At 44.7% G+C, this 16,288-nt stretch carries 15 protein-coding genes; 1 reads left to right on the top strand and 14 read right to left on the bottom strand.

Going from position 1 to position 16,288, the window contains the following annotated elements:
* Position 1 precedes the first annotated feature (1 nt).
* Complete coding sequence (gene ansA, locus JKP82_RS12545; protein WP_159530743.1) at positions 2-1,009, bottom strand: asparaginase; 1,008 nt, start codon at positions 1,007-1,009, stop codon at positions 2-4.
* Between the two features lie 164 nt (positions 1,010-1,173).
* Here ansA and JKP82_RS12540 point away from each other — a divergent pair, with 164 nt between their 5' ends.
* On the top strand, positions 1,174-3,054 hold the full coding sequence (locus JKP82_RS12540) for a DUF885 domain-containing protein (RefSeq protein WP_159530741.1): 1,881 nt from the start codon (positions 1,174-1,176) through the stop codon (positions 3,052-3,054).
* Between the two features lie 68 nt (positions 3,055-3,122).
* On the opposite strand, the gene lipA is transcribed toward JKP82_RS12540, so the two are convergent.
* The 13 genes from lipA to leuS all read right to left on the bottom strand — a co-directional run bounded on the left by lipA (position 3,123) and on the right by leuS (position 16,185).
* Positions 3,123-4,085 carry a lipoyl synthase gene (gene lipA, locus JKP82_RS12535; RefSeq protein WP_013784376.1) on the bottom strand — a complete coding sequence of 321 codons (963 nt, stop codon included), beginning with the start codon at positions 4,083-4,085 and terminating at the stop codon, positions 3,123-3,125.
* A complete protein-coding gene (lipB, locus tag JKP82_RS12530; protein ID WP_159530739.1) occupies positions 4,078-4,734 on the bottom strand; it encodes a lipoyl(octanoyl) transferase LipB in 657 nt (218 codons plus the stop codon). Before lipB ends, lipA begins: the two co-directional genes overlap by 8 nt.
* A complete protein-coding gene (ybeD, locus tag JKP82_RS12525) occupies positions 4,735-4,998 on the bottom strand; it encodes a DUF493 family protein YbeD (protein ID WP_013784374.1) in 264 nt (87 codons plus the stop codon).
* A gap of 90 nt (positions 4,999-5,088) precedes the next feature.
* Positions 5,089-6,273 (bottom strand): D-alanyl-D-alanine carboxypeptidase family protein, encoded by a 1,185-nt coding sequence (locus JKP82_RS12520; protein ID WP_201299255.1) that lies wholly within the window; start codon positions 6,271-6,273, stop codon positions 5,089-5,091.
* Between the two features lie 247 nt (positions 6,274-6,520).
* Positions 6,521-7,417: a septal ring lytic transglycosylase RlpA family protein gene (locus tag JKP82_RS12515; RefSeq protein WP_218397246.1), complete on the bottom strand. Its 897-nt coding sequence runs from the start codon at positions 7,415-7,417 to the stop codon at positions 6,521-6,523.
* Position 7,418: 1 nt separating this feature from the next.
* Positions 7,419-8,534 carry a rod shape-determining protein RodA gene (gene rodA, locus JKP82_RS12510; protein WP_159530735.1) on the bottom strand — a complete coding sequence of 372 codons (1,116 nt, stop codon included), beginning with the start codon at positions 8,532-8,534 and terminating at the stop codon, positions 7,419-7,421.
* Positions 8,531-10,423, bottom strand: coding sequence for a penicillin-binding protein 2 (gene mrdA, locus JKP82_RS12505; protein ID WP_159530733.1), 1,893 nt, complete (start codon positions 10,421-10,423; stop codon positions 8,531-8,533). The genes rodA and mrdA overlap by 4 nt, the downstream gene beginning before the upstream one ends.
* 14 nt (positions 10,424-10,437) lie before the next feature.
* Positions 10,438-10,908 carry a 23S rRNA (pseudouridine(1915)-N(3))-methyltransferase RlmH gene (rlmH, locus tag JKP82_RS12500; RefSeq protein ID WP_218397244.1) on the bottom strand — a complete coding sequence of 157 codons (471 nt, stop codon included), beginning with the start codon at positions 10,906-10,908 and terminating at the stop codon, positions 10,438-10,440.
* Between the two features lie 78 nt (positions 10,909-10,986).
* Positions 10,987-11,304 carry a ribosome silencing factor gene (rsfS, locus tag JKP82_RS12495; RefSeq protein WP_013784368.1) on the bottom strand — a complete coding sequence of 106 codons (318 nt, stop codon included), beginning with the start codon at positions 11,302-11,304 and terminating at the stop codon, positions 10,987-10,989.
* Between the two features lie 8 nt (positions 11,305-11,312).
* The gene (gene nadD / locus JKP82_RS12490) at positions 11,313-12,023 is read right to left on the bottom strand and encodes a nicotinate (nicotinamide) nucleotide adenylyltransferase (protein ID WP_159530729.1); all 711 of its coding nucleotides are present in this window, start codon (positions 12,021-12,023) and stop codon (positions 11,313-11,315) included.
* A 4-nt stretch (positions 12,024-12,027) separates the two neighbouring features.
* Complete coding sequence (gene holA, locus JKP82_RS12485; protein ID WP_218397242.1) at positions 12,028-13,056, bottom strand: DNA polymerase III subunit delta; 1,029 nt, start codon at positions 13,054-13,056, stop codon at positions 12,028-12,030.
* Between the two features lie 2 nt (positions 13,057-13,058).
* A complete protein-coding gene (locus JKP82_RS12480) occupies positions 13,059-13,580 on the bottom strand; it encodes an LPS-assembly lipoprotein LptE (protein ID WP_159530725.1) in 522 nt (173 codons plus the stop codon).
* 1 nt (position 13,581) lies between these two features.
* Positions 13,582-16,185, bottom strand: coding sequence for a leucine--tRNA ligase (gene leuS, locus JKP82_RS12475; protein WP_218397239.1), 2,604 nt, complete (start codon positions 16,183-16,185; stop codon positions 13,582-13,584).
* Positions 16,186-16,288: the final 103 nt, after the last annotated feature.

Genomic DNA, 16,288 nt, shown 5'->3' with positions numbered 1-16,288 from the left:
CCTATTCGCTAAGCTCGCCGCAGAGGTTTTGAGTAAGCTTAGCTTTAATGGTTTCAAACGGCAGATTCTTACTTAATAAATAATGCAATTTTGCCAATGCTGCTTCGGGAGTCATATCGCTGCCAGATAACACGCCCACTTCCTGTAAACCATGCCCAGTGGCATACCCGCCCATGTTGACGCGACCGCGCATACACTGGGTGCAGTTAAGCACCGGTATTTGTCTGTCCCGTGCATATTCTAATTGGGCAATTAGGGCTGGGCTTTGCGGTGCATTACCTACGCCGTAGCTTAATAAAATGAGTGCATTTACAGGTTGTTGTAAGGTGTTTTTAAGCACTTCTGAGGAAATGCCAGGGTACAAACTCACCATACCAATGGGCTGGGCTTTTACGCTCGAAACCTTAAGGGATTTATCCGACTCAGTGGCAAGCTCACCCGCTTTAAGGCGGATGTTAATACCCGCTTCAAGAAGTGGTGGGAAGTTGGGGGAATCGAAGGCACTAAACCCATCAGCATCTACCTTACGACTGCGATTTCCCCGTAATAAGCGGTTATTAAAAAACAAACCGACTTCTGCAATGGGGAAATTAGCCGCAACGTAAAGCGCGTTTAACAGGTTAACTTGACCATCGGAACGCAATTCAGCAAGGGGAATTTGCGACCCAGTGACAATAACAGGCTTAGTTAAATCTTCCAGCATAAAGCTCAGTGCCGAGGCCGTATACGCCATGGTATCTGTACCGTGCAAGATGATGAACCCATCGTATTTATCGTAGTTTTCTGCGATGTCATCAGCAATGCGTTGCCAGTCAGAAGGGTTCATATCCGATGAATCAATCAGGTTATCGTACTCATGCAGAGTGAATAATGGCATTTCACTGCGATGAAACTCCGGCATGTCGTTCAATGTATCACCCAGGAAGCCTGCTGCTGGAATATAACCATGATCTGATGGCTTCATTCCGATGGTGCCGCCTGTGTAGGCAATATAGATATGTTTACGCATTGCGTAACCTCACTTCTTTTGTGGGTTTAGGCAGAATGACGGCATTCTAACAGCACATAACGTAAAGTCATCCTGTTCGCGCAAAAACCTTGTAATCAATAGGCGGTAACAGGCAATATTAGGCGGTAAATTAATAATAAATACACGACAGGTTATTTTTTATAATGAAAACAATGAAGATAAGTTTACTTAGTGCTGCCATAGTGAGTGGCTTAATTGCTGCACCCGCCTTAGGGCATCAGCAAGACAATACGGCGATTTCTACTCAATTACAGTCTACGGTTAGTGAAGCTAAAGACATCATAGAAGTGGATGCAAAGAAAACAGAGGCAGAAAAATTAGCTGCCTTAACGCTTAAATATTTCAACGAGTCGTTGGAACAAAACCCTGTAATGGCGACATTTTATGGTGTGAGCGATTATAACGATAAGTTTAACGAGCCTTTAAGCGAGGCGTTTATCGCTAAATCAAAGGCGCATGAGCAAACGTATTTAGAAGCCATAAATGCTATTGATGCGTCTAAACTTTCTGGACAAGACTGGATCAGTTACCATATTTTCAAAAGCGACAGAGAACACGGCATTGCGGGCTACCAGTTTGGTAGTCAATACATGCCAATTAATCAAATGTATGGCGTGCATACTTTTTTCCCAATGCTGGGTTCGGGCCAATCGGCGCAGCCCTTTGCTACGGTGAAAGACTACGAAAACTTTATTTCACGTACTAAAGGCTACGTAGCGTTTATCGATAGCGTAATCCTGTATATGAAAAAAGGCATTGAGGAAGGGGTGGTTTTACCGACTGCTATCACCGAAAAAATGGTACCACAGTTAAGTGCTCACGTTGTTAAAAAAGCCTCTGAGAGTGTGTTCTACGGACCAATAAAACAACTTGAGACAAATGAAGACATTAGCGACGATGAAAAAGCACGCTTAGCCGCAGCGTATGAGGGAATGATTACTGAAATGATTGTACCTTCGTATCAAAAGCTGCACGACTTCGTAGTAGAAGAATATTTGCCACACACTCGCGCTACCGTAGGGTACTCAGACTTACCGAACGGAAAGGCGTGGTACGAATACAAAATTAAAGACAACACTACCTTGCCGCTGAGTGCCGATGAAGTTCATGCGTTTGGGTTATCTGAAGTGTCGCGCATATTAGGTGAAATGAAATCGGTTAAAGAAACCGTGGGTTTTGAAGGAAACCTAGCGGCGTTCTTCGAGCATCTTCGTACTGACGATAAATTTTACTTTGAGTCTGATGAAGCCTTAATTAAAGCGTATACCGATGTGAAAACGGATATAGACGCCCGTTTACCCAAGCTTTTCAGTGTATTTCCGAAAGCCGATTATATTGTAAAAGCGGTAGAACCTTACCGTGAAGCGTCATCGGCAGCAGCTAGCTACATGTCTCCGGCACCAGATGGCAGCAGACCTGGCATTTTTTATATCAATACCCGTGACCTTAAAGCCCAGCCTAAATTCAGTTTGGAAACCTTAAGTATTCATGAGGCCGCGCCTGGTCACCATTTCCAAATTGCTATTCAGCAAGAGGTAGAAGGTTTACCCCTGTTTAGAAAATTCAATGGCTATACCGTTTTCAGTGAAGGCTGGGCCTTGTATGCGGAAAGCTTAGGAAAAGAGTTAGGCATGTTTACCGACCCTTACATGTGGTACGGACGATTAAATGACGAACAGCTTCGTGCGATGCGCCTCGTGGTTGATACGGGGCTGCATGCTAAGGGCTGGAGCCGCGAAAAGGCCATTGCATACATGCTTGAAAACTCTTCTATGGCTGAGTCTGATGCGGTTGCAGAAGTAGAACGTTACATTTCTATTCCTGGCCAAGCGTTAGCGTATAAAGTAGGTGAACGTCATATCAGACATTTGCGTAATCAAGCCACTGAAGCCTTAGGTGATGACTTCGATATTAAAGCGTTCCACAGCAATATACTGACCGATGGGGCAATGCCAATGCCTATTTTGAGTGACAAGATGTCGATGTGGATAGACGAAATAAAATCAAAAAGCCAAGGCGAGTAAGTTGATAACTGGCTGAGCAAAAAGAAAGGCAAATAAAAAAGCGGCTGTGAGAGCCGCTTTTTTTATACTTATTTTACTTCTTTACCCGCTGCCTGTTGGTCGGCATGGTAACTAGAGCGAACCATAGGGCCACTGGCTGCATGAGTGAAGCCAATGTCTTTAGCGTAAGCGCCTAGCGCATCAAACTCATCAGGGTGAACATAACGCTTAACAGGGAAGTGATGGCGACTTGGCTGTAAATATTGGCCTAGTGTCAACATATCCACGTCGTGAGCACGTAAATCACGAAGTACGCCTTCAATTTCAACGTTTTCTTCGCCCATGCCCATCATCAAGCCGGACTTGGTTTTAACATCTGGATGCTGCGCTTTAAATTTTTTGAGCAAGTCTAGCGACCACTGATAATTTGCACCAGGGCGACACTCGCGATACAAGCGAGGAATAGTTTCCAAGTTGTGATTAAACACATCAGGAACACCATTCTTGAAAATTTCTAATGCGCGATCCATGCGGCCACGGAAATCCGGTACCAGCACTTCAATAGTGGTAGTGGGGCTGTGTTCACGAATAGCGTTAATACAATCGACAAAGTGCTGTGCGCCGCCGTCACGTAAATCATCGCGGTCTACCGAAGTAATTACCACGTAACGCAGGTTCATTTCAGCAATAGTTTTCGCTAGTTTTTCTGGCTCTTCCGCACTTGGCGGTAGGGGCTTGCCGTGGGCAACATCACAGAACGGACAACGACGGGTGCAAATGTCACCCAGAATCATAAAGGTTGCCGTACCATGGTTGAAGCATTCAGCTAAGTTAGGGCAGCTGGCTTCTTCACACACAGAATGCAGTTTATTCTTTCTCAACGTCTTCTTGATGTGATCAATTTTATCGGTGCTACGTGGCAGCTTAATTTTGATCCACGAAGGCTTGCGCAGCATTTCTTCCTTTTCAGTAGGAATAATGGTGACAGGAATGTGTTTTACTTTTTCGTCGTCGCGGAGTTTAACTCCAGCTACAGGTCGTGCGTTACTCATCAAAACCTTCTTTATGTCGTTTTTCCGTAATGGAAAGCGCTTCAAGTAGTAAGTCGGTGAGAACTTCACCGGCAACACTTATCGAATCTGGGCCATTCAGACTGGCGGTATCAATCATTTCCATACCTGCATAACCGCATGGGTTGATGCGCTGAAACGGTGACAAGTCCATATTAACATTTAATGCCAAACCATGAAATGAGCAACCGTGACGAATTCTTAACCCCAGTGAGCAAATCTTTTTCTCATCTACGTAAACCCCTGGTGCATCGGGTTTAGGGTAGGCGGTAACACCGTATTTGGCCATTAAGCCTACCACAGCATCTTCCATCGCTGTCACCAAGTGACGTACACCTAACTTGCGTCTTCGAATATTGATAAGAAGGTAGATTACCTGCTGACCTGGACCGTGGTACGTTACCTGACCGCCTCTGTCGACTTGCACCACGGGAATGTCGCCAGGCATCAGGATATGTTCTGCTTTGCCTGCTTGGCCCTGTGTGAATACAGGATCGTGCTCAACCAGCCAAATTTCATCTTCAGTCGTATCGTTACGTTCATCCGTGAATGCTTTCATGGCAGCCCATGTTGGCTCGTAGCTTTGTCTGCCAAGTTGCCGAATAATGACAGAGTCGGTTAGGGTACTCACTTATAGCACGACTCTTACAAGTTCTAACTTAGCAAGTTCAGTGTAAATAGTTTCCATGTGCTCTTTACTGGTCACTCGTACACTTACTGATACAGAATGGTAATTACCTTTGCTGCTTGGCTTTACTGCTGGCGAATAATCACCTGGTGCATGCTGCTGTAAGCATTCAATTACGTGATTAGGTAAATCGTCATGGGCAATGCCCATTACTTTAAATGTTTGATTTGTTGGAAAATCTAGAAGTTCATCGAAACGGGTATCCATGCGATATCCTTTTTATACAGTCATTAAATACAAAAACGGCCCGATTATACCAATCAGGCCGCCCTTGAACTAGTGTAGCGATGCGTAATGTTACGCTTCGTCGAAACCCAGTTGCAGCATAATGTAATCTTTAATGCGGTTAAACATGCTGCCTTCTTTTACTTCTTGCAAAGTGACAAGGGGGTAGCTGGCCACATCTTCGCCTTCAAGTTGAAGGAAAAGTGTGCCTACAACTTGGCCTTTAGCCAGTGGCGCTTCTAGTTTTTTATCTAGTTCAAAATTGGCTTCCAAGTTAGCCGCTTGGCCGCGTGGAATGGTAATGGGGGTAGATTGGTTAATTCCAAGGTCTACGGTTTCTCTATCGCCCATATAAATGCGGTGTGCAACAAAACTGTCGCCAGCTTGGTATGGGGTTAGCGTTTCGTAAAAACGGAAACCATACTTAAGCAGCTTCTTGTTTTCAACCTTACGGGCTCTTTCACTGTCGGTACCCATGACCACAGAGATTAAGCGCATATCGCCTTGTGAGGCTGAAGTAATAAGGCTGTATCCAGCATCTGATGTATGACCGGTTTTAATGCCGTCAACGTTTAAGCTCTTGTCCCATAATAGGCTATTACGGTTATATTGTTTAATGCCGTTAAAGGTGAACTCTTTTTCGCTGTAAATTTTGTACATTGCTGGGGTTTCAGCAATAAGTGCACGAGACAACACAGCCATATCACGAGGGGTAGTGTAGTGATCTGGGTCGTGCAGGCCGTGGGCATTAACAAAGTTAGACGATGTCATACCAATGGCTTGTGCATGCGCATTCATCATGCTGGCAAAGGCCGCCTGTGAACCGGCAACGTGCTCTGCCATGGCAACGCAAGCATCGTTACCTGATTGCACGACAATACCGCGTAATAAATCGCTTACCGATACTTGCGTACCCACTTCGATAAACATCTTTGATGAATCTGGGAATTTCTTAGCCCATGCATTTTCAGAAATGGTCACTTCGTCAGAAAGACTAATGTTACCTGCTTGCAATTCTTTACCAATCACATAAATGGTCATGATTTTAGTCAAGCTGGCGGGTGCCAATTGCATGTCTGCGTTTTTCGACGCGATAACGTGTCCGGTTTCAAAGTCGGTTAAAAGAAAGCCTTCCGCCGCTACCGATGGAGCAGGTGGAGTAACCACTGCTGCATTCGCTGACAGTGCTAATACGCTGAAAAGCATAAAAGCGAAGGAGAGAAAAGACGGTTTAGCGCGTTGAATTATTCTGAGCATGATTTTATTTTCTTTGACCGTTTATTATCCGTTTATAACTGAACAGCAGGCATGCTACACAGTTAATACTACTACTTGATTTAGAATTCTAACGTAAGGCGCATAGTTCGACTAGGGTTAAACCAAAAAGTTTAGCTGTTAATGGAGATTAGGCTACGAAACAACGAAAAAGCACCATAAATGACAGATTTGAAACGCGTTTCGCCACATTGTTGCCATAGTTGTGGCGGTTTTTTAAACGGGGGGGTTATAAGGTTTGTTTTATCTTATAAGCTTGGGGGTAGCCGTTTTGTTTAAGTTGCTCTAACAATTCATGAGCTAGGGCTTCATCTTCAATAGGGCCAAGTTGAAGTTTGTACACGTTGCCTACTACTGGCATGTGTGTTGGCACCTGATAAAGTGCAGAAAGCACATTCGAAATAGACTCTGCTTTCTTCTGATTCGATAGCGCTGCCACTTGAATAAAGTAGCCGTCTAACGACATTGATGTTTGCTGAAGGTTATCGCTTTGTGCTGAGGCACTAGCCGCGACCTCAGATGATGAAGCTGAGGGAAGGGGGGCAATACCAATGTATTCATCGTAAGAAACGGTTGGATTTACACCAACTGTCACGTTATTTTCGGGGTCGAAGTGAATGACTTCAATTTTTACTTTTGCTGTACCTTTATTGTGATACCCCAGTTTTACCGCTGCAGCATAAGATAAATCGATGATACGATTATCGTGAAAAGGGCCACGATCATTCACTCGCACAATCGCTTGTTTGTCGTTGTCTAAGTTAGTTACGCGCACGTAAGAGGGGAGCGGTAAGGTTTTGTGGGCAGCCGACATGGCAAACATATTGTAGGTTTCACCGTTTGAGGTTAAATGGCCATGAAACTTCTGGCCATACCAACTGGCGTATCCCACTTCTTCAAATCCTTTACCTGATGTAAGCGGGGTATAATGTTTACCAAGCACTTTATAAGGGCGACTGTTAAACATTCTATATGCTTCATACTTGGGGACTGCATCCAAGGTTTCGGGCACTTTCGCCACATGATTTGGAGCAGTGTCTTGCTGCTGAGTATAGCGGCCACTCGGCGCTGACTTACACGCGGCGAGTATGAACGAAGCAATCAGTATTAACAGTAGTGTGCGCATGTTATCGAGACATTAGTCGTTTTTGAGTGGCAATAGACATTAGCATGCCAAAGCCTGCCATTAATGTCACCATAGAAGTGCCGCCATAACTTACTAAAGGAAGTGGCACTCCCACAACAGGTAGTAATCCAGATACCATCCCCATGTTTACAAATACATAAACAAAGAAGGTTAAGGTAATGCTGCCTGCCAGTAATTTAGAGTAGGCGTCTTGAGCGCGACTGGCAATAATAAGCCCACGTAAAATAACGCAAAGGTAAATAATCAGCAGAACAATAACCCCTGTAAGGCCAAATTCTTCACTGAAAACCGAGAAAATAAAGTCGGTATGTCGTTCGGGTAAAAATTCTAATTGTGATTGGGTGCCCTGCAACCAGCCTTTTCCATCTACGCCACCTGAGCCTATGGCAATTTTCGACTGAATAATATGGTATCCTGAACCGAGTGGATCGCTCTCTGGGTTTAAAAACGTCAACACCCGTTGTTTTTGATATTCAGCCATTAAAAAGAACCACATAATGGGCGCGAAACCACCGAGCAACAGCGCAACAAAACCGATAAGCCGCCAACTCATACCGGCGAGGAATATCGCGAAGATCCCTGAGCTGGCAATAAGCAGCGATGTCCCTAAATCAGGTTGTTTAGCAATGAGTACCGTTGGGATAGCTACCATTAGAAAGCCAACCACAATATTCATGGTGCGAGGAGGCAGCGTGAACTGGCTAATATACCAGGCGACCATCATGGGCACGGCGAGCTTCATTAACTCTGAAGGCTGAAAACGTATGACTTTTAAATCGAGCCAGCGCTGCGCGCCTTTGCCCATGTCACCAAATAATAACACCGCGATAAGCATTAAGAGCCCCGCGATATAAGCGTAAGTCGACAGGCGGCGAAATGCGCCGGGGGGAATTTGCGCAATGCCAAACATAACTGCCACACTTAGTGCTAAGCGCGTAATTTGGCGTTCTACTTGGCCGCTGTCTTGTCCTGACGCGGAATACAGGGTTATCAGCCCCACTGACATAAGCACTAACAGGCTTAAAAACAGCCAACCATCAATATGAATACGTTGTAAAAAACTGGTTTTATTTGGGTTGAGCGTGTTCTTTTTCATTGTTCGTCAACCTTGCTAATCTCGGTGTCGAAAACCCGATCGCGAAAATAAAAGTCCATGATTTTCTTGGCCACAGGAGCGGCATTTTTACTGCCGCCACCGGCGTTCTCAAGTACAACTGTCACAGAAATTTCAGGGTTTTCAAAAGGTGCAAAGCCCACATACATGGCATTGTCGCGCAAACGCTCATCAATTTTTTCAGCATCGTATTTTTCATCTTGTCCCACGGAAAATAACTGTGCAGTCCCAGTTTTACCGGCAGATTGATAAGGGGCGTCTGCAAAGGTATGACGAGCACCACCTTCTTCACCATGCACCACATCGTGCATTGCATTAAGAACAATATCGACATTATGCTGATTTTTAATCTCAATAGGCCTAAGGGTTTTAAGTGGAATAATTTCTACCGAGCTGTCTTCATGCCTGAACCCGCGAATAATTTGCGGAATTATACGCTCACCACGATTAACCAAGGTGTTCACTGAATGCGATAATTGAATAGGGGTGGTAGACCAAAACCCTTGTCCAATACCAACAGGAATAGTGTCGCCGATATACCAAGGTTGGTTAAACCTCGCACGCTTCCAGCCTCTACTAGGCATATTTGCATCAGACTCTTCATATAAATCGATACCAGTAAAATCACCAAATCCGAATTCGTACATAGCTTCACTGATTTTATCTATACCCAGCTTATAAGCTAAGTCGTAGTAATAGATATCGCAGGATACCTCTATTGCTTTTGCAATATCTACTTCGCCGTGGCCCCATTTTCGCCAGTCTCGCCACGTGTGAGATACGTTGGGTAACTGATAGCGGCCATTATCTTGAATGGTATATTCTTCGGTGATTATCCCTTCCTCAAGCCCCACTAGACCAAGGTGCGGTTTAATAGTGGATGCTGGTGGGTATTGACCTTGTGTGGCGCGGTTTATTAGTGGGCGGTCTGGTGAATTTAGTAGGGCAGAATAGTTCTTTCTGCTAATACCGTGCACAAACAAGTTCGGGTCGTAACTTGGGTTTGAAAACAACGCCATTATCCCCCCCGTTTTTACATCACTTACAATCACTGCGCCGCGTTGACCTTCCAGTGCTTGTTGGGTAGCAATTTGTAGCGAAAGATCGATGTTTAATACAATATCTTTACCAGGCACAGGTGGGTCGACGTTTAAGACACGGATTATACGGCCTTGGTTATTCACTTCCACTTGTTGGTAACCCACTGAACCGTGCAATAACTCTTCGTGGTATTTCTCTACGCCCAATTTGCCAATATCGTGGGTGGCAGCATAGTTATCTTCTTGCCCCGCTTCTACCAGCTTTTGAAGATCTTTTTTATTGATGCGTGCCACATAACCTAATACATGGGTGAGGGCTTCTTTGTATGGATAATGACGCGCTAGTCGCGCTTCAATTTGTACCCCAGGGTATAAATGTTTGCTGGCAGAAAACAGCGCAACATCTACTTCAGATAATTTAGTACGAAGGGCAATAGGTTTAAAACGACGTTGGCCCTTTAAGCTGCTATTAAAACTTTCACGTTCTTCGGGAGTGATGCCCATCAATTGGGTTAATCCGTCTAAGGTGGCGTCTAAATCGTTGGTTTGCTCAGGTGTGATCTCTAAGCTAAATACGGGGCGGTTTTCCGCAAGCAAAATGCCGTTTCTGTCGTAAATTAACCCGCGATTTGGCGCAACAGGTAACACCTTGATGCGATTTCCGTTTGAACGGGTTTGGTAAACGTCGTGTTGTTCAACCTGCAGGGAATAGAGGTTATTCAGCACCACGCCTAACATCATTACAACAATAATAAAGGCGATAGACGCACGTCTGGCAAATAAGTTTGCTTCAGCTGAGTGGTCTCGAATTGCTTGGCGCTTACGATGCATAAAAGGCTATTCTCTCACTCGCGATGATACGGGTGGTTCTGAGTAACAGACCAAGCGCGGTATAAGCTTTCAGAAAGAATAATCCTAACCAGAGGGTGAGGTAGGGTAAGTGCCGACAGTGACCATTTTTGCTCAGATACGGCAATACATTCAGGTGCTAAACCTTCAGGCCCACCAATCAAAAGGCTGACATCACGGCCATCCATTTTCCAATTATCTAACTGTTTGGCTAATGTGGGGGTGTCCCAAGGCTTACCAGTGACTTCTAATGTCACTACGCGGTTACCTTTAGGAATAGCAGCGAGCATTTGTTCGCCTTCTTTTTCTAAAATGCGTTTAATATCAGCATTTTTGCCGCGTTTACCAGCTGGAATTTCGGTGAAACTCACCGGTAAATCGGCGGGGAAACGGCGAAGGAATTCATCTACCCCAGCGGTGACCCAGGCGGGCATTTTTGTACCTACGGCGACAATTTGTATACGCACAGTGGGTAAATCCTTTAGAACATCAAACTACCAACAAAGTTGACCGCAGCCTTTTCTATAAGTCTGCGGTTAGCTTTGTTATGACCACAGCTTCTCTAACTGATAGAAATCGCGGGTTTCATCTTGCATTACGTGCAAAATAACGTCGCCAAAATCTACTAATACCCATTCGCCAGTTTCTTTACCTTCAACGCTTGTTGGTGCTTCGTCAGCGCTTTTAGCTTCCACTATTACATTTTCAGCAATAGCAACAACATGGCGCTTTGAGTTACCAGAGCAAATAATCATGGTGTCGGTAATGGTTGATTTGCCACGAACATCCAGTTCTATAATATCGCGGCCTTTCATGTCGTCTACTTTATCTTTTACGAACTGCTTGAGTTGTTGACTCTCCAAGTGTTTCCTCACTTATTTGATAATTCTTGGTATAACCGATGTGTATGAATATAGTCTTCGACTGCCTTAGGCAGCCACTTTGCTATTAATGTCGTGGCTTGAAACTTTGCGTCATGCAATGCTGTTTCGTTCAAATATGTTTCCTGCAATGTCGATGATGCGTTCGTTTGAACGGCGCTGCGCAATTGCGTTGATGAAACAGGGTGTAATGGGGTATCTGCAAGAAATACTAAGCCATTAGGCTGAGTATGTAGTTGCAGAACGTCCTCTGTTTTGTTGGCTTTTAACCACTCAACCAAGTCATCAGGTGGTGTAAATGTGTCACTGTCGCGACGCATTACTACTAGATGACAGAAATCAAGCAAACGCTCCCACTCAAACCAAGACTTAAGATTATACAGGGAATCGGCCCCAATGAAAAAACAGATTGTCTTATTGTCTCTTTCTTTTAATGCCCGAAGGGTTTTTACCGTGTAAGAAGGTGAAGGTAGCGAGAGTTCGATAAGTTCGGGGTACAAGCGTTTATCTTGCTCACAACACAGTTTCACCATGTTGACCCGGTGTTCTTCGCTAACGGCCACCGATTTGTGCGGCGGTAATTTACAAGGCATTAAACCTAGGGTGTCGATATTAAGCGCACGCAATAAATGGAGTGCGGGCGATACATGACCTAAATGGGGCGGATTAAACGTACCCCCTAAAATGGCGCAAATAGCCAAGATGTTAGGCTTCCATCAAAGGAAGGTGAAAAATACCCATTGCCATAAACATCATGCATAAATGGCAAAGTTTCACGAAAGGGCGTGAAATAACGTTTTGTTTAAACGCTAAATCCGCTTGGGTGAGAGCATCCTGAATTTGCAGCAATTGTTCTATGCTAAGGCGATTTAACGCACTTTGATAGAAGCCTTGCCTGTTACGCCAAATACCAAACTTTTGCCATTGAATAGCTTCACCATTAGCGGCAGCACTTTTCAATTTCCATAAGACTTCCCACTCACGAATGAGCGCCCAAATAATAATATTTGGCTCTAAACCTTCACTTTCTAAGCGGTAAAGCATTTTCACGCAGCGATTGGCGTCGCCGCTTAGCATGACATCCACTAACTGAAACACGTTGTAGCGAGATTGATCTACCATCGCCCGTTCTATTTGTGCTTCAGAGACTGACTGCTGGGGGTAAAGTAGGGCTAGCTTATCAATTTCTTGTTTTGCAGCCAGTAAATTACCTTCACAAAAATCGGCAATCATTTTCATTCCAGCTGCATTAATGGTTAGCTGATGATGTTTCACTTGATTGCTGATCCACGCACTGAGCTGTCTGCCCTCTAGGGGGTAACACAGAACAGAAACGCCCATGTCATCAAGTACTTTAAACCATTTTCCACGCTGTACGTCTTTGCCAATTTTCGGGCCGTGAATTAACAGTAAGGTGTCTTGGGTTAACCCTTTGGCGACTTCTTGCAGCATTTTGCTGCCTTCTGCGCCAGGCTTTCCGGTAGGAAGTTCTAACTCAATAAACTGTTGGTTCGAAAACAACGACATGCTTTGGGTTGCTTCAAGCAGCTGGTTCCATGAAAAGCCGGTGTCGGCCACAAGTACTGTGCGCTCATCAAAACCATTGGCTTTTGCAGTAGTGCGTATTTGCTCTATTACCTCAAATTTTTGCTGAGGCTCATCACCAAACACCAAGTAGCAGGATGCTAATCCTTTACTTATCTCATTGGAAAATTGGTTTGGGTAGAGTTGCATGCTTAATCAATCAGCTTAGCGGCAGAGGCTTGGCTTGAGAGCCTACGAATAATAATGTCCGCTGCCTCGGCACGCATTTCATCCAGTACTAGCTCAAGCTCTCTCGATTTAGCAAGTACCTGATCGGGATCATCTTGATAGTCACGCATTACATCAAAGGTAGCCATAATGGCTTCTTCTTCAGGGAATTGAACCCGATAACGCACGGTATAAATTAATTCGTATTCAGCAACTTGACCTGAAGCGTAAACCGAAAGCAGTCTACGCTCTAATTTTTCAGGCAATAGATACAAAGATACGCCGTCGGTAGACGACGTATTATCTTGCTGGTAAACGCCATTTAACCCGTACACGGTAAGTCGATTGTGAAGCGCTCTTGCAAGAGGTGCATGAGCGCGAGCACTGGTGATAAGCACTGATTTTACATTTTCAGGAAGGCTAGGGGCGCTTCTTAAATGAAATCCACAACCGCCAAGTGCAAAAAGTGCACTCAATACTACTGTGTAACGGAGTAAACGGCGCATATTAATTAGCCACTATGTTGACAAGTTTTCCTGGTACCACAATAACTTTACGTATTGTTTTACCTTCAATAAACGGCTGCACGTTATCTTGTGCTTTGGCCGCTTCTTCAATGGCCTCTTTGCTGGCATCAGCAGCCACGGTCATTTTAGCGCGAACTTTACCGTTAACTTGCACGATAATAAGCTTTTCGTCTTCAACCAGGGCTGCTTTATCGGCGACAGGCCAAGGGGCATGATCGATATCGCTTGTCTGACCCAATACTTTCCACAATTCATGAGAAATATGCGGTGTGATAGGGTTAAGTAGCAAGACTAATGACTCTGCAGCTTCACGCATAATGGCAATATCTTGCGCATCTTCTTGTGGTGCTTTTTGAAGATGGTTCAATAACTCCATAATAGCAGCGATAGCGGTATTGAACGTTTGGCGACGACCTAAGTCATCAGACACTTTTTCAATAGTCTTGTGCACTTCGCGGCGTAATGCTTGTTGGTTCTTATTCAGCGCCTTTGCGTCAAGGGCAACAGGCGTACCTTTTTCAACGTGCTCGGTTACCAGCTTCCAAATACGACGTAAGAAACGGTTAGCACCTTCTACGCCCGAATCTACCCACTCTAGTGTTTGCTCTGGAGGCGCAGCGAACATCGTAAATAAACGCACCGTATCGGCACCATATAGGTCGATAACTTCTTGTGGATCAATACCGTTGTTTTTCGACTTCGACATTTTAGTCATGCCGCCATGAATTACCGGTTCACCATCGGCGGTTAGCCATGCTTTTACAATACGGCCTTTCTCGTCTTTTTCGGTAGACACTTCCGTTGGTGAGTACCAACTTTTCTTGCCCGCGTCATCTTCACGATAGTAAGAATCTGCTAGCACCATGCCTTGGCATAACAAACGTTTAAACGGTTCATCAGAATTTACCAAGCCTTCGTCACGCAATAGTTTGTGGAAGAAGCGAGAGTACAATAAATGCAAGATGGCATGCTCGATACCACCAATGTATTGATCGACAGGTAGCCAGTAATTAGATGACGTAGGGTCAAGCATAGCATCGTGATTGGTGGCGCTTGCGTAGCGAGCGTAATACCACGACGATTCCATAAAGGTATCAAAGGTATCTGTTTCACGCAGTGCAGGTTCACCGTTGTAGGTGGTTTTCGCCCATTCAGGATCTGCTTTAATCGGTGATGTTACCCCGTTCATTTCCACATCTTCAGGAAGTACTACAGGCAGTTCGCTTTCTGGTACAGGAACCGATTCACCATTTTCCAAGTTAAGCATTGGAATAGGTGAGCCCCAGTAACGCTGACGGCTTACGCCCCAATCTCGTAAACGGTAATTTACTTTGCGCTTACCAAAGCCGTTTTCTTCAAGTGCAGTTGCGATGTTATTAAATGCATCGTCAAACGCTAGGCCATCGAATTTTTCAGAGTTTATTAACGTGCCTTTTTCGGTATACGCAGAAGCCGTTAAATCACATTCTTCTTTTGCATCTTCATTTGGCGCGATAACTTGCTTAATGGTTAAGCCATATTTGGTTGCAAATTCCCAGTCGCGCTGGTCGTGACCCGGTACTGCCATTACTGCGCCTGAACCGTAATCCATCAATACAAAGTTCGCCACCCAAACAGGTAACAATTCACCGGTTAAAGGATGTACTGCGTGAATGCCCGTATCGCACCCTTTTTTCTCCATGGTAGCCAATTCTGCTTCGGCTACTTTGGTGTTTTTGCACTCATCAATAAAGGTGGCAAGTTCAGCATTCGATTTTGCTGCAAATTCAGCTAATGGGTGTTGTGCAGCAACTGCCACATAAGTCACACCATAAAATGTATCAGGGCGAGTGGTATAAACGGTTAAATCGTTTATGTCACTGCCGTTTTTACCTAAGTTAAAGGTAATGTCTACTCCTTCAGAGCGACCAATCCAGTTCGCCTGCATGGCGCGCACTTGATCAGGCCATTCGTCAAGCTGTTCTAAGTCAGCCAACAACTCTTCGGCATAGTCGGTAATTTTAATGAACCATTGTGGAATTTCTTTTTGTTCCACTAATGCGCCAGAGCGCCAACCGCGACCGTCAATAACTTGTTCGTTAGCCAAAACGGTTTGGTCTACCGGATCCCAGTTTACGGTTGAGTTCTTTTTATAAACCAAGCCTTTTTCGTAAAGACGAGTGAAGAACCATTGTTCCCAGCGGTAGTAGTCTGGCTTACAGGTTGTTACTTCGCGATCCCAGTCGTAACCAAAACCCAAAGAGCGAAGTTGAGTTTTCATGTAATCAATATTGGAGTAGGTCCAATTGGCAGGCGCGGTATTATTATTAATCGCGGCGTTTTCTGCTGGAAGACCGAAAGCATCCCAACCCATAGGTTGGAGAACGTTTTTACCCTGCATGCGCTGATAACGGCTAATAACATCACCAATGGTGTAGTTACGCACGTGACCCATATGCAAGCGACCACTTGGGTAAGGGAACATAGAGAGGCAGTAGAACTTCTCTTTTTCTACATCGTCATTTGCTTGAAATGAGTTGTTTTCTTCCCAGTATTGCTGAACACGTTGTTCTATATCTTTCGGGTTGTACTGATTTTCGGCCATGAAACTTAGGCTTCCGCATTATTAGAGTTAAAACGTTCATGAAACCTGCTCCCCCAAATTTCATCGTGGGGTGTGAGTCGTCGTTGGACAGAATCACAATATT

This window comes from Alteromonas lipotrueae, assembly GCF_019249215.1.
Lineage (GTDB): Bacteria > Pseudomonadota > Gammaproteobacteria > Enterobacterales > Alteromonadaceae > Alteromonas > Alteromonas lipotrueae.
This window is presented reverse-complemented; position numbering and strand designations above follow the sequence as displayed.